This window comes from Pseudomonas sp. YQ_6 (assembly GCF_043103245.1).
GTDB lineage: Bacteria > Pseudomonadota > Gammaproteobacteria > Pseudomonadales > Pseudomonadaceae > Aquipseudomonas > Aquipseudomonas alloputida.
Window position 1 is genome coordinate 1 of sequence record NZ_JBICJR010000045.1, and the last position, 17,888, is coordinate 17,888.

The following is a 17,888-nucleotide window of genomic DNA, read 5'->3' on the forward strand; positions in this document are numbered from 1 at the left end:
CTGACAACATAAAGCTTCAGGCAAGAAAAAGCCGCCTCGAAAGGCGGCTCGTTCAGCTCACTCAGGCCTGCGGACGCATGTGCGGGAACAGGATGACGTCGCGGATCGACGGCGAGTTGGTCAGCAACATCACCAGGCGGTCAATGCCGATGCCTTCACCGGCGGTCGGCGGCATGCCGTACTCCAGCGCACGAACAAAGTCAGCGTCATAGTGCATGGCTTCATCGTCACCCGCGTCCTTCTCGGCCACCTGGGCCAGGAAGCGCTCGGCCTGATCTTCGGCATCGTTGAGCTCGGAGTAGGCGTTGGCGATTTCGCGGCCACCGATGAACAGCTCGAAACGGTCGGTAACGGCCGGGTTGTCGTCGTTGCGACGGGCCAGCGGCGACACTTCGAACGGGTACTCGGTAATGAAGTGCGGCTGTTCCAGCTTGTGCTCGACCAGCTCTTCGAAAATCATCACCTGCAGCTTGCCCAGGCCTTCATGGCCCAGCACCTTGGCGCCGGCCTTCCTGGCAATCTCGCGGGCGCGGTCGACGTCCTGCAGGTCGGCGGCGGTCAGCTCCGGGTTGTACTTGAGGATCGAGTCGAACACCGACAGGCGTACGAACGGCTCGCCGAAGTGGAAGACCTTGTCGCCGTACGGTACGTCGGTAGAGCCCAGTACCAGTTGCGCCAGCTCGCGGAACAGTTCCTCGGTGAGGTCCATGTTGTCGCGGTAGTCGGCGTAGGCCTGGTAGAACTCGAGCATGGTGAATTCAGGGTTGTGACGAGTCGAAACGCCTTCGTTACGGAAGTTGCGGTTGATCTCGAACACTTTCTCAAAACCACCGACCACCAGACGCTTGAGGTACAGCTCCGGCGCGATACGCAGGAACATGGCCATGTCCAGGGCATTGTGGTGGGTTTCGAACGGCTTGGCAGCGGCGCCGCCCGGGATGGTCTGCAGCATCGGCGTCTCGACTTCGAGGAAGTCACGCTCGATGAGGAACTTGCGGATGTGCGAGATCACCTGCGAACGCACACGGAAGGTGTGGCGGGTTTCTTCGTTGACCATCAGGTCGACGTAGCGCTGACGGTAGCGCTGCTCGGTGTCGGTCAGGCCGTGGTGCTTGTCGGGCAGCGGGCGCAGCGACTTGGTCAGCAGGCGCACGTTGGTCATTTCGACGTACAGGTCGCCCTTGCCGGAACGGGCCAGGGTGCCTTCGGCGCTGATGATGTCGCCCAGGTCCCAGGTCTTGACCGCGGCCAGGGTTTCTTCCGGCAGGGTCTTGCGGTTGACGTAGACCTGAATACGGCCAGTCATGTCCTGGATGACCATGAACGAACCACGGTTGAGCATGATGCGGCCGGCGACCTTGACCGGGATCGCGGCTGCTTCCAGCTCTTCCTTGGTCTTGTCCGCATACTGCTTCTGCAGGTCGTTGCAGTAGCTGTCGCGACGGAAGTCGTTGGGGAAGGCATTGCCCTTGGCGCGCTCGGCGGCAAGTTTTTCCTTGCGCAGGGCGATCAGGGCGTTTTCTTCCTGTTGCAGGTCTTGCGATTCGGTCTTGAGGTCGCTCATGTCGTCATTCTTTCCATCAGGTATTCGTTGCCCGTTCCGGGCAGGGCACGCGCTACCGGCGGCTGGCCAGGTAGCGCGGCATGGGGGTGCGAATTACAGGCCCTGCTTGAGGCTCGCTTCCAGGTACTGGTCGAGGTCGCCGTCCAGGACTTTCTGGCAGTCGCTACGCTCGACGCCGGTACGCAAGTCCTTGATACGCGAGTCATCCAGTACGTAGGAGCGGATCTGGTGGCCCCAGCCGATGTCCGACTTGCTGTCTTCCAGCGCCTGCGAAGCAGCGTTGCGCTTCTGCATTTCCAGCTCGTACAACTTGGCCCGCAGCATTTTCATGGCGGTGTCCTTGTTGGCGTGCTGAGAACGTTCGTTCTGGCAAGCCACCACGGTGTTGGTCGGTACGTGAGTGATACGTACTGCCGAGTCGGTGGTGTTCACGTGCTGGCCACCGGCACCGGAGGAACGGTAGGTGTCGATGCGCAGGTCGGACGGGTTGATCTCGATTTCGACCTTGTCGTCGATCTCGGGCGATACGAACACCGCCGAGAACGACGTGTGGCGACGGGCACCGGAGTCGAACGGGCTCTTGCGCACCAGGCGGTGCACACCGATTTCGGTGCGCAGCCAGCCGAAGGCATATTCGCCCTTGATGTGCACGGTTGCACCTTTGATACCGGCCACTTCACCTTCGGAAAGCTCGATGATGGTGGCGTCGAAACCACGCTTGTCAGCCCAGCGCAGGTACATGCGCAGCAGGATGTTGGCCCAGTCCTGCGCTTCGGTACCACCGGAACCGGCCTGGATGTCCAGGTAGGCGTTGTTCATGTCCATCTCGCCGCTGAACATGCGACGGAACTCAAGCTGGGCCAGGTTTTCTTCCAGGCTTTCCAGCTCGGTCACGACGTCGCCGACGGCGCCTTCGTCATTTTCTTCGACAGCCATGTCGAGCAGGTCCTGGCAGTCACCCAGGCCGTTGGACAGCTTGTCCAGGGTCTCGACGACCTGGGCCAGCATGGCACGCTCGCGGCCCAGTGCCTGGGCGTACTCAGGCTTGTTCCAGACGTTGGGGTCTTCCAGCTCGCGGTTGACTTCGATCAGGCGGTCATGCTTGTGATCGTAGTCAAAGATACCCCCGAATTGACTGGGAACGCTCGGTGAGGTCCTTGATGGTGTTCAGGATCGGTTGGATTTCCATGGGCGGGCTACTCGTGCGAATTCGGTGAAAAGCCCGCGAGTATAACCGAGTCCGCAGCATGGCGGCAGACCCGCCGGGCGGTCGTATGTAGATAGGGCAACCTGCGCTCCCACACAGGCCGCGCCGTCTCCAAGAGCTCAGGCGATGCCGACTTGGTTACGCCCACCGTTCTTGGCCAGGTAAAGACCTTTATCGGCCGCCGAAATCAGCTGCCGGCAATGGCTGCCGATAGCCGGAGTCTGGGTGGCCAGGCCGATGCTCACGGTCAAGAACGTATCAGCGGTCGGCGCAGTATGGGGGATGCCAAGGCCCAGCACGGTCTGGCGCAGTTTTTCGGCCACCAACCGCGCCCCGCCTGGCGAGGTGTTGGGCAGCACCAGGGCGAACTCTTCGCCGCCATAGCGCGCCGGCAGGTCGGTCGGCCGCGAGCACGAGCTACGGATGGCTTCGGCGACCTGGCGCAAGGCCTCGTCACCGGCCAGATGGCCAAAGCTGTCGTTGTAGACTTTGAAGTAATCCACGTCGATCATGAGCAACGACAACTGCTGCTGCTCACGCATCGCCCGGCGCCATTCCAGCTCCAGGTATTCGTCGAAGTGGCGACGGTTGGACAGCCCGGTGAGGCCATCGGAGTTCATCAGCCGCTGCAGCATCAGGTTGGAATCAAGCAACTGCTGCTGGCTGACGCGCAGGGCACGGTAGGCCTCGTCGCGCTGCAGCAAGGTCAGGTAGGAGCGCGAGTGGTAACGGATGCGTGCCACCAGTTCGATGGTGTCAGGCAGCTTGACCAGGTAATCGTTGGCCCCGGCGGCAAATGCCGCACTCTTTACCAACGGGTCTTCCTTGGTCGACAGGACGATGATCGGGATGTCCTGAGTCACCGGGTTGTTGCGGTACTCACGCACCAGGGTCAAGCCGTCCAGGCCAGGCATGATCAGGTCCTGAAGAATGACCGTAGGCTTGATGCGCATGGCCTGGGCCACCGCCTGGTGCGGGTCGGCACAGAAGTGGAAGTCGATGTTGTCTTCATCGGCCAAGCCACGCCGCACCGCTTCGCCGATCATGGCCTGGTCATCAACCAGCAGCACCATCGCCGAGTTCTCGTTGGTGGTCGCGAAACCTTCGATCGGTAAATCATTCATCATTGTTCACCCGATCACTACCGGCCTGGCGGCGTGATTCAATACATTTCGTCATTTTGCGAAAAATTCAGTCAAGCGCCCGGCAATGCGTTCCAGCGGGCGAATTTCCACGGCGGCATCAATAGCCGCAGCGGCCTTGGGCATGCCGTACACCGCGCTGCTGGCCTGATCCTGGGCAATGGTCAGAAAGCCCTGCTGACGCATCAGCTTCAGGCCCTGGGCACCGTCGCGGCCCATGCCGGTGAGCAGCACGCCCACTGCATCACCATTCCAGTAACGTGCCACGCTCTCGAAGAACACATCGATCGAGGGCCGGTAAATTTCATTCACAGGTTCGGCAGTGTAGGCCAGTTGGCCATTCTGTAGCAGGCGAATGTGGTGGTTGGTACCGGCCAGGAGTACCTGCCCTGGCTGCGGCGGTTCGCCTTCACGGGCCAGGCGCACCGGCAGGCCTGCTGCGCTGCTGAGCCATTCGGCCATGCCTGCGGCAAACACCTGGTCCACGTGCTGGACCAGCACGATGGCCGCCGGAAACGCTGCCGGCAAACCCTTGAGCAGCACTTCGAGTGCTGCCGGGCCACCCGCCGAAGACCCGATTGCCACCAACCCGCGGCGCTGGGAAGCCTCGCGCAGCGGTGCAGCCACCGACCTTGCGGCAGGTGCACGCTGCTGGCCGACCAGCCAGCCGATATTGAGGATCTTGCGCAGCAAGGGCGCCGCCGCTTCGCGGGCATCGCCAGCGCCCAACGCCGGGGTGTCGACCACATCGAGGGCGCCATGGCCCATGGCCTCGAATACACGGTGTACGTTCTGCTTACGGTCGACCGTGACGATAACAATGGCGCACGGGGTTTCGGCCATGATCCGCCGGGTTGCCTCGACACCGTCCATCACCGGCATGATCAGGTCCATGAGGATCAGGTCCGGTAACTGCTCGGTGCAGCGCTGCACCGCCTCGGCACCGTTACTGGCCACCCACACGACCTGGTGTGCGGGCTCCAGGGCGACCGCCCGGCGCAACGCTTCGACGGCCAGGGGCATGTCATTGACGATGGCGATCTTCATCCCTGAGCACCTCCGATCAGTTCCACAACAGCATCCAGCAACGCATCGTCGTGGAAACTGGCCTTTGCCAAATAGTAGTCGGCGCCGGCGTCCAGGCCACGCCGTCGGTCTTCCTCACGGTCTTTATAGGACACCACCATCACCGGCAATGACTGCAGACGCTGGTCGCGACGCACCAGGGTAACCAGCTCGATACCGTCCATGCGCGGCATGTCGATGTCGGTGATCAACAGGTCGAAGTCCTCGCTGCGCAGGGCGTTCCAGCCGTCCATGCCATCCACCGCCACTGCCACGTCGTAGCCACGGTTGCCCAGCAGTTTGCGCTGCAGTTCGCGCACGGTCAGCGAGTCGTCGACCACCAGGATGCGTTTGCGGACAGCGCCACGGGCTCCGCTGCTGCCGCGTTCGATGCGCTCCAGGCTGCCGGTGCTGAGCAGTTTTTCCACCGAGCGTAGCAAGTCTTCGACATCGACAATCAGGACCACCGAGCCATCATCGAGCAAGGCGCCGGAGGAAATGTCCTGCACCTTACCCAGGCGTGGGTCGAGCGGCATCACGACCAGCACCCGCTCCCCCACCAGCCGCTCCACGGCCACGCCATACAGCTGCTCGCGCTCACGAATCACCACTACCCGCAAGCTGGCTTCGTCGCTTTGCCCCGCCGGGCGATTGAGCAACTGGCTGGCCGCCACCAGGCCAATATGCCGGCCTTCGTGCCAGAAGTGCTGGCGCCCTTCAATCTGCACGATCTGTTCGGCGGTCACTTCCAGCGTGCGCTCGATATGCGCCAGCGGGAAGGCGTAAGCCTCCCCGCCCACCTCGACCACCAGGCTGCGAACGACCGACAGGGTCAGCGGCACCTGAAGATGGAAGCGACAGCCTTGCCCTGCCACCTGGGTCAACTCGATCGAGCCGCGCAGCTCGCGGATCAAGTGCTGCACCGCATCCAGCCCCACACCGCGCCCAGACACTTCGGTAACCTTGTCACGCAGGCTGAAACCGGGCAGGAACAGGAACGTCAGCAGCTCCGCCTCACTCATCCGCGCCACCGTGTCAGCGGGCGACAGGGCGCGCTCGACGATGCTGCTGCGCAGGCGCTCCAGATCGATACCAGCGCCATCGTCGATCAACTCCAGGCTGAGCATGCCCGCCTGGTGCGAAGCCCGCAGGCGGATCACACCCTCGTCCGGCTTGCCCGCCAGCAGGCGCCACTCGGGCAATTCGATGCCATGGTCGACGGCATTGCGCAACAGGTGGGTCAGCGGTGCTTCGAGCTTTTCCAGCACATCGCGGTCGACCTGGGTCTTCTCCCCTTCCACCACCAGCCGCACCGGCTTGCCCAGCGAACGGCCCAGGTCGCGGACCATGCGGCTTTGCCCGGTCAGCACGTCGGCAAACGGCCGCATCCGGCAGGCCAGGGCGGTGTCATACAACAACTGCGCACGCTGGCTGGCCTGCCAGCCGAACTCATCCAGGTCGGCCGCCTGCTGCTGCAGAATCTGCTGGGTCTCTGCCAGCAGGCGCTGGGTCTGTGCCAAGGCTTCGAGCACTTCGTTGCCCTGCCCCGTGTCTTCCAGCTGCATGCGCAAGCCGTCAAGCGCCTGCATACCTTGGCCGTGCATGCGCTTGAGGCGCTGCAGGGTAGCCAGATAGGGCTTGAGCCGCTGGGTTTCCACCAACGACTTACTGGACAGGTCAAGCAGGCTATTGAGGCGGTCGGCAGTGACACGCAGTACCCGCTCGGCACCTTCGCCAGCGCGCTTGCCAGCCTTGCGCCGCAGGGCGGGTTCGGGCTCTGGTTCCTGCGTTTCGGCTGGCATTACCACGGGTGCAGGCGGCAGGGTTGCCAGCGGCGGCTCCGGCGGCACGGATGCAGCCAGCGGCACCACAGGCATGGCAGAGGCGCCCGGGTCGAGCAGGCTGGCCATTTGCGCAAGAAACACCGGCAAGGTCGCCTGCGCACCTGCATCGCCGGGTGTGGCAATACGCATCAACAGGTCGGTACCTTGCAACAGCGCGTCAATATGCTCGGCGGTCAGCCGCAGTCGACCTTCCTGGGCCGCCACCAGGCAGTCTTCCATCACGTGGGCGACACTGACGCCAGCATCCACCCCGACAATGCGCGCAGCCCCCTTGAGCGAGTGGGCAGCGCGCATGCAGGCCTCGAGCTGGTCGGCCTGGGTGGGGTTGCGCTCCAGTGCCATCAGGCCGGCATTGAGTACTTGGGTCTGCGCCTCGGCCTCCAGGCTGAACAGTTCGAGCAACGATGCGTCGCGCATTTGCTCTGGGGTCATGACAGGCTCCGCTGCACGGCAGACAGTAAGTGTTGATCGTCCAGAACCCGCACGCTGCGGCCGCGCCACTGCAAGACTGCGGCGGTGAAGCGTGTGGCGTCCCGGCCACTGCCCAGCAACTGCGGGTCGAGCCGGTGAATACCGTCGATTTCCTCGACAGCCATCACCACCGGCCCGCCTTCGGCGGCCAGAATCAGCATACGTGGCATCGCCCGTGCGCTGCGTTGCTCGGTGGAGCCGGCCTGCACTCCGAGCAAGTCAGCCAGGGACAGGCACGGCACCAACGCACCGCGTACATTGGCAACCCCATGCAGCAGCCGCGAGCGCTGGTGCGGCAATGAATGCACCGCCTGCAACGGGGCGATTTCGGCCAGGCAGGCGGTAGCCAGCGCCAGCCACTCTTCGCCCAGACGGAACAGCAGCATCGAGCGACCGGTGTTTTCCGCGTCCGGCTGCACAGCTGCAGCCTGGTGCTCTTGCACCAGCGCATAGCGGTCGAGCAAACGCGTGGCCGCAGCGGCATACACCTCGCAATTGCGGCAATGAACATGCCGCTCCAGCAGCGGGCACTGCTTGTCGCCGCGCACGCCAATGCGGTTCCAGCAGTCGTCGATGTGCGCGTCATCTTCGGCGAGCAACTGCATCGCGGATTCACTGTTCATCGTTCAGACCCCCGGCCAGCCCGCGCCGCGCGCTCCTGAAGGCGCCGAGCGCCGGCCAGATCACCCTGGGCCGCCAGCAAGGCGGCCAGGTGCACCAGTGCCTCGGGGTGCTGTGGTTCCAGGTACAGGGCCTTGCGATAGTGGCTCAGCGCCTGCTGCGCATCGCCTTCGGTATCACTGAGCAAACCCAGCCAGTAGTACACCTGTGCCGACGGCGGGTACTGGCTCAGGTAGCGCTGGCATTCGCTACGGGCCTGCTCGCTGGCACCGGCATTGGCCAGCCGGGCAATGCCGGCCAGCAACTCGCTGGCTCCCTCGTGGCGGTGCTCGCGGACTGGCGCTGGCCTGGCCGCCACCGGCAGCACACGCAGCGAACGAGGCAACGGCACACTGGGCTGCGGATAAACCGGTGCGGGCAACGTCGTGAACGCCCGCTTGCCAGGTTGGGCGGGTGCCGCCGCCAAGGGGGCGCTGTCGCCTTCATGACGCACGTAGGCAAACGACTGGGCGATCCCCAATGGACGCATGCCCATGCGTGCCAGCAAGCTGCCTTCGGCCGGGCCGATGAACAGCACACCCTGCGGATGCAGCAAGCGCTTGAGCACTTCGAATACACGCTGTTGTGTCGGTACGTCGAAATAGATCAAGAGGTTGCGACAGAACACGAAGTCATACAGGCCGTCGCGGCTGGCCAGCGCCGGGTCAAGCACATTGCCCACCCGCAGGCTGACTTGCTGGCGTACCCGCTCATGCAGGCGGTGGCCTTCGTCCAGAGCATCGAAGTAGCGCTCGCGAAAGCCCAGTTCGCTACCCCGGAACGCATTGCGCCCATACACCGCCTGCACGGCCTTGGCTACTGAACTTGGGCTGATGTCCATTCCATCGACAAGGAATGCCCCAGGCGCCATGCCGGCGTCAAACAAGGCCATGGCCAGCGAATAGGGCTCCTCGCCGGTAGAACACGGCAGGCTGAGCAATCGCAGCGGGCGCGCGCCAGCCAGTTGAGCCAGCCGTTTATGGGCCAGGCTGGCCAGCGCAGTGAAGGATTCGGGGTAACGGAAAAACCAGGTTTCCGGGACGATCACCGCTTCGATCAGCGCCTGTTGCTCATCTGCCGACTGCTGCAGGCGCAGCCAGTAATCGTCCAGGTCCATCGCGCCCGCAGCCACGCAACGTTGGCGCAGCGCGCGTTCGACCATGGGCGCGCCCACCGACTCCACGTCCAGGCCAATACGCTCGCGCAAGAAGCGGAAGAAACGCTGTTCGTTCATGTTGGCATCCCTGTCGGGTCTTGCGTGTACAGCAATTCGTGCACGGTGTCAGGCAGCAGGTCATTGACTTCGATGCGCTGCAGCAGGCCTTGGGCATCCTGGCGCACCGGGCCCAGATAAGGCGCATCGCCTGTGTCCACCCCATAGGGCTGAAACTCGTCCGGTTGGCAACGCAGGGTTTCGGTGGCCTGCTCCAGGATCAGGCCAAGCTGCAGGCCTCCTCGATAGTGCACCAGCACCAGGCGGGTGCTGGTGCGTTGCACCGCCGGCTGGCCAAAGCTCAAGGCGGCAAGGTCGATGACCGGTACCAGCTGGCCACGATGGGCGAGGATACCCGCGACCCAGGCAGGTGCCTGGGCGATCGGCTTGAGCGGCTGACGCGGCAGCACTTCGATCACCTCGTGCACGCTCAGGGCAAAACGCTGCGCTCTGATGCGAAACTGCAGGTACAACGCCCCCTTGGCGTTCTCCGCCCACGCCGCGCGCGGTTGCAAGTCGTTCATCGCGGTCAGACTTTGAAGCGCGAAACGCCGCCACGCAGGCCCGCAGCCACCTGGCTCAGCTCATCGATGGCATAACTGGCCTGGCGCAGCGACTCGACAGTCTGGGTGCTGGCATCGCTGAGCTGGGCCAGCGCCTGGTTGATCTGCTCGGCACCGGTGGCCTGGGCCTGCATGCCTTCGTTGACCATCAACACGCGCGGCGCCAAGGCCTGCACCTGGTGAATGATCTGGCTGAGTTGCTCGCCCACCTGTTGCACCTCGAACATGCCGCGGCGCACTTCTTCGGAGAACTTGTCCATCCCCATGACACCGGCCGACACTGCCGACTGGATCTCGCGCACCATTTGCTCGATGTCGTAGGTGGCCACGGCGGTCTGGTCGGCCAAGCGGCGCACTTCGGTCGCGACCACGGCAAAGCCGCGGCCATATTCACCGGCCTTTTCCGCTTCGATGGCGGCGTTGAGCGACAGCAGATTGGTCTGGTCGGCAACCTTGACGATGGTTACCACCATCTGGGTGATGTTGCTGGCTTTCTCGTTGAGGATACCGAGCTTGGCATTGACCAGGTCGGCAGCGCCCATCACCTGGTGCATGGTCTCTTCCATGCGTGCCAGGCCCTGCTGCCCGGAGCCAGCCAGACTGGATGCCTGATCAGCAGCCGTGGTCACTTCGGTCATGGTGCGCACCAGGTCCCGCGAAGTCGCGGCGATTTCCCGCGAGGTGGCGCCGATTTCGGTGGTGGTGGCGGCCGTCTCGGTGGCGGTGGCCTGCTGTTGCTTGGAGGTGGCGGCAATTTCGGTGACCGAAGTGGTCACCTGCACCGACGAACGTTGGGCCTGGGCCACCAGGTTGGCCAGTGCCTCGGCCATTTCGTTGAAGCCGCTTTCGATGGCACCGAATTCGTCCTTGCGATCCAGGCTCAGGCGCATGCTCAGGTCACCGGAACGCAGCTTGTCGAGGGCATGCACGATACGCTGCATGGGCGCGGTGATAGCGCGCAGCAGCAACAGGCCGCAGATGCCGGCAGCGACGATTGCCAGCAGCAGCGAGACCACCATGCTGCCCTTGGCCGTGTTGACTGCATTGACGATATCGTTGGTGGCGGCATCGGCAGAGGCCCGATTATTCTCGATCACTTCATTCAGGTGCTCGCGCCCATCCTTCCAGGCCGGAGTAAGCACCTCGGTGATCAGCCGCTGGGCCTCGTCGTAGTTGCGCTGACCGTAGGCATCCAGCACCTGTTTGACGATCTTGAGGTAGCTTTCTTCCAGTTGCACGAAGCTGTCAAATCGGGCCTGGTCGTCTTTGTCCTGGATGGTGGCCTGGTAGCTGGCCATGTATTGCTTCAGCCGATTATCGAAGCTTCTGAACAGTTCCAGGTCGGCCGAAGTGATTTCACGATGGTTGGACAGGCCCACCAGTTGCTGGCTGGTGACGTAGCTGTCAACCCAGGCGCTGCGGATCATCGAACTGTAATAGACGCCGGGAATGCTGTCGGTCCCCACCGCCTCTTCGGCGGTTTCGATAGTCACCAACCGCGAGTAGGCGGCCACGATCATCAGCAGCATGATGGCGATGATCACGGCGAAACTTGCCAGGATCCGTTGGCGCAAGGTCCAGTTCTTCACATTCAGCCCTCAGGAATTCACAACGAGCGGGAAAAATCGCCGAAGTATAGCCCAGAGGTCTTACGGTTTATCGGACGAAATGCGCGGATTGGGTAAAAGCTGGCAAGGCTTGCCGTGACATTTTCCGCGCTCGGTTCGACAAGCGCAGAAAATGTCCTGATAAGCGCTGCTACTGCGCAACCGCCTCTCTCACCTGGGCCTCCAGCTCCTGGCGCAATCCCGGGTCCAGCCTCAGCTGGCGTGCCAGCTCGTCCAGGTAGGCACGCTCCATGAAGTTTTCCTGATCGACCATCATCACGCTGGCCAGGTACATCTCGGCAGCCATCTCCGGCGTTTGCGCAGCGCGGGCCACTTCGGCCGGGTCCAGCGGCTTGTTCAGCTCGGCATGCAGCCAGTGCTGCAATTCGCGGTCGCTGTCCAGGCGCGTGAATTCGCCCTCGATCAACGCCCGCTCGCGCTCGTCGATATGCCCATCGGACTTGGCCGCCGCCACCAGGGCACGCAGTACCGCCTGGCTGTGCTGCTCGGCCTGCGCCGGCGGCAGGCGGTCGATGGTTTGAGGCTCGGCTGCGGCCCCGCGCTGGTTTGCCTGCCAGTTGCCGTAAGCTTTATAAGCCAGCACCCCCAACGCGGCGAGGCCGCCGTAAGTCAGGGCTTTGCCACCGTACTTGCGGGCCTTCTTGCTACCCAGCAACAGGCCCAGAGCGCCCCCACCCAGCAGGCCGCCCCCTGCCCCGGACAATAACCCGCCCAACCCGCCCGAAGGGCTGCCAGGCTTGGCGGCGCCCCCCTGCTTTTCGAGCAGTTGCTGGCCGGATTTGAGGAGTTGATCGAGCAAGCCGCGGGTGTTCATTCGCGTGTCTCCACGTAAGAAGATTCAAACGCCAGAGTAAGGCTTGGCGGAGCACACGCCATGCAGGGATTTGCTTCAGGATGTTGCGTTAGCGGGCAAAAAGCCAACTAGACTCGATATCGCCAATACCTCGCACTCACGCACTACGCTTATAACGATTGTTTCACTGCTTGCCTCATGACTGCCCGAACAAGATCGCCAAGAAGAGGGAACACCATGTCAGTGCACAAGACCGCATTGCTCGGCGCCACCACTTGCGCCTTGCTGGCCAGCGCCAGCCTGCAGGCCGCCGAAACGCCCAAGGCCCTGGGGGACGGCGAGGGGCGCCTGGACATCGTCGCCTGGCCCGGTTACATCGAACGCGGTGAAAGCGACAAGGCCTACGACTGGGTGACCGGTTTCGAAAAGGAAACTGGCTGCAAGGTCAGCGTGAAAACGGCCGCCACCTCGGACGAGATGGTCAGCCTGATGACCAAGGGCGGCTATGACCTGGTCACCGCCTCGGGCGATGCATCGCTGCGGCTGATTGCAGGCAAGCGCGTACAGCCGATCAACACTGCCCTGATCCCCAACTGGAAGAGCATCGACCCGCGCCTGCAGAACGGTGGCTGGTATGTGGTCGACGAGCAGGTGTACGGCACGCCGTACCAGTGGGGGCCAAACGTGCTGCTGTACAACACCGACACCTTCAAGCAGGCCCCCACCAGCTGGAGCGTGGTGTTCGAGCCGCAGAACCTGCCCGACGGCAAGCCAAACAAGGGCCGCGTGCAAGCCTACGACGGGCCGATCTACATCGCCGATGCAGCGCTGTACCTGAAGTCGGCCAGGCCCGAACTGGGCATCAAGGACCCGTACGAACTGAACGAGGCACAATACAAGGCTGTGCTGGAACTGCTGCGCCAGCAGCAACCGCTGATCCACCGCTATTGGCATGACGCCACGGTGCAGATGAGCGATGTGAAAAACGAAGGCGTGGTTGCCTCCAGCTCCTGGGGCTACATGGTCAATGGCCTCAAGGCCGAGAACCAGCCAGTGGCCTCGACCATTCCCAAGGAGGGCGCGACGGGCTGGGCCGACACCACCATGCTGCACGCCGAGGCCAAGCACCCCAATTGCGCCTACAAGTGGATGGACTGGTCGTTGCAACCTAAGGTGCAAGGCGATGTGGCGGCCTGGTTCGGCTCGTTGCCGGCTGTGCCGGCGGCGTGCACCGGCAGCGAGCTGCTGGGGGCCGAGGGCTGCAAGACCAACGGCTTCGACAACTTCGACAAGATTGCCTTCTGGAAAACACCGCAGGCCCAAGGGGGCAAGTTCGTGCCTTACAGCCGCTGGACCCAGGACTACATTGCGATCATGGGTGGTCGCTGAGGTTGCCTGAATGCCTGTAGCGGCCTTTTCCCGGGCAAGCCCGTTCCCCCAGGTTCTTCACCGCCTGCAGGGGTGGTGCGTCCTGTAGGAGCGGGTTCACCCGCGAAGAGGCCGGCACAGGAGAACCCTTGTTGTCCGGAGTCCACGCATGCCCCTAGCCGTCCAGTTCACCCAGGTTTCCCGCACCTTCGGCGAGGTCAAGGCCGTCGACCAGGTCAGCATCGACATCATCGATGGCGAGTTCTTTTCCATGCTCGGCCCTTCCGGCTCGGGCAAGACCACCTGCCTGCGCCTGATCGCAGGCTTCGAGCAACCCTCCAGCGGTTCGATCCGCATCCAAGGGGTCGAGGCCGCTGGCCTGCCGCCCTATCAACGTGACGTCAACACCGTGTTCCAGGACTATGCGCTGTTCCCGCACATGAACGTGCTGGAGAACATCGCCTATGGCCTGAAGGTAAAAGGCGTGGGCAAGGCCGAACGCCACAGCCGCGCCGAAGAAGCCCTGGCCATGGTGGCCCTGGCCGGCTATGGCGCGCGCAAGCCGGCACAGCTGTCTGGCGGCCAGCGTCAGCGCGTGGCCCTGGCCCGGGCGTTGGTCAACCGGCCGCGGGTGCTGCTACTGGATGAGCCACTGGGCGCGCTGGACCTGAAATTGCGCGAACAGATGCAAGGCGAGCTGAAAAAGCTGCAACGCCAACTGGGCATCACCTTCATCTTCGTCACCCACGACCAAACCGAAGCGCTGTCGATGTCCGACCGGGTCGCGGTGTTCAACCGCGGCCGTATCGAACAGGTCGACACCCCGCGCAACCTGTACATGAAGCCCAGCACAACCTTCGTCGCTGAATTCGTCGGCACGTCCAACGTGGTGCGTGGCGAGCTGGCCATGCAGCTCAACGGCAGCCCTGCGCCCTTCTCCATCCGTCCCGAACACATTCGCCTGGGCGACCCGGTAGTGACCAGCCATGAGGTACAGGTCAGCGGCGTGCTGCGTGATGTCCAGTACCAAGGCAGCGCCACACGCTACGAACTGCAGCTGGAAAACGGTCAATTGCTGGCAGTAAGCCAGGCCAATGACCGCTGGCAAAAGCAGGTGCAGGCCTGGCAGCCCGGGCAACGCCTGCAGGCGCACTGGCCCCGCGAGGCCATGACGGTGCTGCAGGAAACCGAGGGCCGCTGACATGAGCACACTGCGCACCCTATCCAACCTGCTGTACCGGCGCCCCAACCTGTACCTGGCACTGCTGTTGATCCCGCCGCTGACCTGGTTCGGCGCGATTTACCTGGGCTCGCTGCTGAACTTGCTGTGGCAGGGCTTCTATACCTTCGACGACTTCACCATGGCGGTGACCCCGGACCTGACCCTGGGCAACTTCGCCGCACTGTTCAACCCGTCGAACTTGGACATCATCCTGCGCACCCTGGGCATGGCGGTGGCGGTGTCGCTGGCCAGCGCGGTACTGGCTTTCCCCATCGCCTATTACATGGCGCGTTACACCAGCGGCAAGACCAAGGCGTTTTTCTACATCGCGGTGATGATGCCGATGTGGGCCAGCTACATCGTCAAGACCTATGCCTGGACCCTGCTGCTGGCGAAGGGCGGCGTAGCCCAGTGGTTCGTCCAGCAGTTGCACCTGGATGGCCTGCTGCAGGCGGTGCTGGCCGTGCCGGGCGTGGGCGGCAGCACGCTGTCGACTTCGCACCTGGGGCGCTTCCTGGTGTTCGTGTATATCTGGCTGCCGTTCATGATCCTGCCGATCCAGGCCTCGCTAGAACGCTTGCCACCGTCGCTGCTGCAGGCGTCGGCGGACCTGGGCGCCCGGCCAGGGCAAACCTTCGTGCAGGTGATCCTGCCGCTGTCGATCCCCGGTATCGCCGCCGGCTCGATCTTCACCTTCTCGCTCACCTTGGGCGACTTCATCGTGCCGCAGTTGGTCGGTCCGCCCGGCTACTTTATCGGCAGCATGGTCTATGCCCAGCAAGGGGCGATCGGCAACATGCCGATGGCCGCCGCGTTCACCTTGGTGCCCATCGTGCTGATCGCGGTATACCTGGCCATCGTCAAGCGCCTGGGGGCTTTCGATGCACTCTGAAAAAGCGTCTGCAGGGCTGCGCCTGGCGGCCTGGGGCGGGTTGCTGTTCCTGCACTTCCCGATCCTGATCATCTTCCTGTACGCCTTCAACACCGAAGACGCGGCGTTCAGCTTTCCACCCAAGGGCTTTACCCTGAAGTGGATCGACGTGGCCTTTTCCCGGCCCGATGTGCTCGAGGCAATCAAGCTGTCGCTGCAGGTGGCTTGCCTGGCCACCTTGATCGCACTGGTGCTCGGTACGCTGGCCTCGGCGGCGCTCTATCGGCGCAGCTTCTTCGGCAAGGAGAGCATTTCGCTGGTGCTGATCCTGCCCATCGCCCTGCCAGGCATCATCACCGGCATCGCCCTGCTCTCGGCGTTCAAGACGCTGGGGATAGAGCCCGGGGTGTTCACCATCGTAGTCGGCCACGCCACGTTCTGCGTGGTGATCGTCTACAACAACGTGATCGCCCGCCTGCGGCGTACCTCGCAAAGCCTGATCGAAGCCTCGATGGACCTTGGCGCCGACGGTTGGCAGACCTTCCGCTACATCGTCCTGCCCAACCTCGGCTCGGCGCTACTGGCGGGCGGCATGCTGGCCTTTGCCTTGTCGTTCGATGAAATCATCGTCACCACGTTCACCGCCGGCCACGAGCGCACCCTGCCGATCTGGCTGCTCAACCAGCTCAGCCGCCCGCGCGACGTACCCGTGACCAACGTTGTCGCCATGCTGGTGATGCTGGTGACCATGCTGCCGATTCTTGGCGCCTATTACCTGACCCGTGGCGGCGACAGCGTCGCGGGCAGTGGCAAATGACCCTGGAGGAGCCCCCGATGCAAACGCATATGCTGATCAATGGCCAGCTGGTCGCTGGCCAAGGCCCGGCCTGGACCGTGCTCAACCCGGCGCTGGGCACTGCCCTGGCGCAGATCAACGAAGCCACCGAGGCACAGGTAGACAGCGCCGTGCGCGCTGCCGACCAAGCCTTCGACAGCTGGTCGCAAACCAGCCCTAAAGAACGTTCGCAGGCCTTGCTGGCGCTGGCCGATGCCATCGAAGCCCACGGCGATGAACTGGCCCGGCTGGAATCACAGAACTGCGGCAAGCCCCTGAGCGCTGCACTCAACGACGAGATCCCGGCGATTGCCGACGTGTTCCGTTTCTTTGCCGGTGCGGCGCGCTGCCTGGGCGGCTCGGCGGCAGGCGAGTACCTGCCGGGCCACACCTCGATGATCCGCCGCGACCCGTTGGGCGTGGTGGCTTCCATCGCGCCGTGGAACTACCCGCTGATGATGCTGGCCTGGAAGATCGCACCGGCCCTGGCTGCCGGCAACACCGTGGTGATAAAGCCGTCCGAGCTGACGCCGCTGACGGCCCTGCGCCTGGGCGAACTGGCCCAGGACCTGCTACCACCCGGGGTGCTGAACATTCTCTTCGGCCGCGGTCAGACGGTCGGCAACCCGTTGATAACCCACCCCAAGGTGCGCATGGTGTCGCTGACCGGCTCGATCCCCACCGGCGCGCACATCATCAGCGCCACCGCCGACAGCGTGAAACGCATGCACATGGAATTGGGCGGCAAAGCGCCGGTGCTGGTGTTCGATGACGCAGACATCGATGCCGCCATCGACGGCATCCGCACCTTCGGCTTCTACAACGCTGGCCAGGACTGCACCGCAGCCTGCCGCCTGTATGTGCAGGACGGGATCTACGAGCGCTTCGTCGAACGCCTGGGTAAAGCCGTAGCCAGCCTCAAGCCGGGCCTGCAGGAATCCGAAGAAACCGAGCTGGGGCCACTGATCAGCGCCCAGCACCGCGACAAGGTCGCCGGGTTGGTGCAGCGGGCCATCGCCCAGCCGCACATTCGTCTGGTAACCGGTGGCAAGCCAATAGCGGGCGATGGCTTTTTCTTCGAGCCTACCGTGCTGGCCGACGCCCTGCAGGACGACGAGATCGTGCGCAACGAAGTTTTTGGCCCGGTGGTTTCGGTCACCCGCTTCACCGATGAAGCGCAGGCACTGGAATGGGCCAACGACTCCAACTACGGCCTGGCCTCATCGGTATGGACCCGCGACACCGGCCGCGCCCACCGCCTGGCGGCGCGCTTGCAGTACGGCTGCACCTGGGTGAACACCCACTTCATGCTGGTCAGCGAAATGCCCCATGGCGGGCAGAAGCATTCGGGGTATGGCAAGGACATGTCGATGTATGGGCTGGAGGACTACACCTGTGTGCGGCATGTGATGATCAAGCACTAAGTGCTCGCGTTGACCGAG

Annotated in this window: 15 protein-coding genes; 5 read left to right on the plus strand and 10 right to left on the minus strand. The window is 63.5% G+C overall.

The features are described 5' to 3' along the window. Positions 1–61 precede the first annotated feature (61 nt). The 10 genes from lysS to ACF8FG_RS14220 all read right to left on the minus strand — a co-directional run bounded on the left by lysS (position 62) and on the right by ACF8FG_RS14220 (position 12,171). Positions 62–1,564 (minus strand): lysine--tRNA ligase, encoded by a 1,503-nt coding sequence (gene lysS, locus ACF8FG_RS14175; protein WP_010952588.1) that lies wholly within the window; start codon positions 1,562–1,564, stop codon positions 62–64. Between the two features lie 93 nt (positions 1,565–1,657). Continuing rightward, positions 1,658–2,753, minus strand: a protein-coding gene (gene prfB / locus ACF8FG_RS14180; RefSeq protein WP_061405587.1) for a peptide chain release factor 2 whose coding sequence is annotated in 2 segments (ribosomal slippage) — positions 1,658–2,680 and positions 2,682–2,753 — 1,095 coding nt in all. Because the reading frame shifts where the segments join, the coding sequence is not laid out codon by codon here. A gap of 137 nt (positions 2,754–2,890) precedes the next feature. Beyond that, positions 2,891–3,895: a Wsp signal transduction system regulator diguanylate cyclase WspR gene (gene wspR / locus ACF8FG_RS14185; RefSeq protein ID WP_004575465.1), complete on the minus strand. Its 1,005-nt coding sequence runs from the start codon at positions 3,893–3,895 to the stop codon at positions 2,891–2,893. Positions 3,896–3,946: 51 nt separating this feature from the next. Then, entirely contained in the window at positions 3,947–4,960 is a 1,014-nt protein-coding gene (gene wspF, locus ACF8FG_RS14190; protein WP_010952586.1) for a Wsp signal transduction system protein-glutamate methylesterase WspF, read from the minus strand. After that, positions 4,957–7,254: a hybrid sensor histidine kinase/response regulator gene (locus ACF8FG_RS14195; protein ID WP_019436538.1), complete on the minus strand. Its 2,298-nt coding sequence runs from the start codon at positions 7,252–7,254 to the stop codon at positions 4,957–4,959. Before ACF8FG_RS14195 ends, wspF begins: the two co-directional genes overlap by 4 nt. Continuing rightward, on the minus strand, positions 7,251–7,916 hold the full coding sequence (locus tag ACF8FG_RS14200; RefSeq protein ID WP_003252198.1) for a chemotaxis protein CheW: 666 nt from the start codon (positions 7,914–7,916) through the stop codon (positions 7,251–7,253). The genes ACF8FG_RS14195 and ACF8FG_RS14200 overlap by 4 nt, the downstream gene beginning before the upstream one ends. Beyond that, on the minus strand, positions 7,913–9,187 hold the full coding sequence (locus ACF8FG_RS14205) for a protein-glutamate O-methyltransferase CheR (protein ID WP_014592174.1): 1,275 nt from the start codon (positions 9,185–9,187) through the stop codon (positions 7,913–7,915). Before ACF8FG_RS14205 ends, ACF8FG_RS14200 begins: the two co-directional genes overlap by 4 nt. After that, positions 9,184–9,690: a chemotaxis protein CheW gene (locus ACF8FG_RS14210; protein WP_014592175.1), complete on the minus strand. Its 507-nt coding sequence runs from the start codon at positions 9,688–9,690 to the stop codon at positions 9,184–9,186. Before ACF8FG_RS14210 ends, ACF8FG_RS14205 begins: the two co-directional genes overlap by 4 nt. A 5-nt stretch (positions 9,691–9,695) precedes the next feature. Then, positions 9,696–11,318, minus strand: a complete 1,623-nt coding sequence (locus ACF8FG_RS14215; protein WP_014592176.1) for a methyl-accepting chemotaxis protein — start codon at positions 11,316–11,318, stop codon at positions 9,696–9,698. A gap of 169 nt (positions 11,319–11,487) precedes the next feature. Beyond that, positions 11,488–12,171, minus strand: a complete 684-nt coding sequence (locus tag ACF8FG_RS14220; protein WP_014592177.1) for a tellurite resistance TerB family protein — start codon at positions 12,169–12,171, stop codon at positions 11,488–11,490. A 216-nt stretch (positions 12,172–12,387) separates the two neighbouring features. On the opposite strand from ACF8FG_RS14220, the gene ydcS reads away from it, so the two are divergent. From ydcS to ACF8FG_RS14245, 5 genes are all read left to right on the plus strand, one after another. Further along, complete coding sequence (ydcS, locus tag ACF8FG_RS14225) at positions 12,388–13,539, plus strand: putative ABC transporter substrate-binding protein YdcS (protein WP_014592178.1); 1,152 nt, start codon at positions 12,388–12,390, stop codon at positions 13,537–13,539. A 148-nt stretch (positions 13,540–13,687) separates the two neighbouring features. After that, the gene (locus ACF8FG_RS14230) at positions 13,688–14,719 is read left to right on the plus strand and encodes an ABC transporter ATP-binding protein (RefSeq protein WP_014592179.1); all 1,032 of its coding nucleotides are present in this window, start codon (positions 13,688–13,690) and stop codon (positions 14,717–14,719) included. 1 nt (position 14,720) lies between these two features. Further along, positions 14,721–15,632, plus strand: coding sequence for an ABC transporter permease (locus ACF8FG_RS14235; RefSeq protein ID WP_019436540.1), 912 nt, complete (start codon positions 14,721–14,723; stop codon positions 15,630–15,632). Next, positions 15,622–16,428, plus strand: coding sequence for an ABC transporter permease (locus ACF8FG_RS14240; protein WP_119713341.1), 807 nt, complete (start codon positions 15,622–15,624; stop codon positions 16,426–16,428). Before ACF8FG_RS14235 ends, ACF8FG_RS14240 begins: the two co-directional genes overlap by 11 nt. Positions 16,429–16,445: 17 nt before the next feature. Beyond that, entirely contained in the window at positions 16,446–17,870 is a 1,425-nt protein-coding gene (locus tag ACF8FG_RS14245) for a gamma-aminobutyraldehyde dehydrogenase (RefSeq protein ID WP_318079871.1), read from the plus strand. Positions 17,871–17,888: the final 18 nt, after the last annotated feature.

Excerpts from the sequence above, each read along its gene's own strand:
- lysS (WP_010952588.1), bottom strand. The coding sequence starts at position 1,564 with ATGAGCGACCTCAAGACCGAATCGCAAGACCTGCAACAGGAAGAAAAC.
- wspR (WP_004575465.1), bottom strand. The coding sequence starts at position 3,895 with ATGAATGATTTACCGATCGAAGGTTTCGCGACCACCAACGAGAACTCG.
- wspF (WP_010952586.1), bottom strand. The coding sequence starts at position 4,960 with ATGAAGATCGCCATCGTCAATGACATGCCCCTGGCCGTCGAAGCGTTG.
- ACF8FG_RS14195 (WP_019436538.1), bottom strand. The coding sequence starts at position 7,254 with ATGACCCCAGAGCAAATGCGCGACGCATCGTTGCTCGAACTGTTCAGC.
- ACF8FG_RS14200 (WP_003252198.1), bottom strand. The coding sequence starts at position 7,916 with ATGAACAGTGAATCCGCGATGCAGTTGCTCGCCGAAGATGACGCGCAC.
- ACF8FG_RS14205 (WP_014592174.1), bottom strand. The coding sequence starts at position 9,187 with ATGAACGAACAGCGTTTCTTCCGCTTCTTGCGCGAGCGTATTGGCCTG.
- ACF8FG_RS14210 (WP_014592175.1), bottom strand. The coding sequence starts at position 9,690 with ATGAACGACTTGCAACCGCGCGCGGCGTGGGCGGAGAACGCCAAGGGG.
- ACF8FG_RS14220 (WP_014592177.1), bottom strand. The coding sequence starts at position 12,171 with ATGAACACCCGCGGCTTGCTCGATCAACTCCTCAAATCCGGCCAGCAA.
- ydcS (WP_014592178.1), top strand. The coding sequence starts at position 12,388 with ATGTCAGTGCACAAGACCGCATTGCTCGGCGCCACCACTTGCGCCTTG.
- ACF8FG_RS14230 (WP_014592179.1), top strand. The coding sequence starts at position 13,688 with ATGCCCCTAGCCGTCCAGTTCACCCAGGTTTCCCGCACCTTCGGCGAG.
- ACF8FG_RS14235 (WP_019436540.1), top strand. The coding sequence starts at position 14,721 with ATGAGCACACTGCGCACCCTATCCAACCTGCTGTACCGGCGCCCCAAC.
- ACF8FG_RS14240 (WP_119713341.1), top strand. The coding sequence starts at position 15,622 with ATGCACTCTGAAAAAGCGTCTGCAGGGCTGCGCCTGGCGGCCTGGGGC.
- ACF8FG_RS14245 (WP_318079871.1), top strand. The coding sequence starts at position 16,446 with ATGCAAACGCATATGCTGATCAATGGCCAGCTGGTCGCTGGCCAAGGC.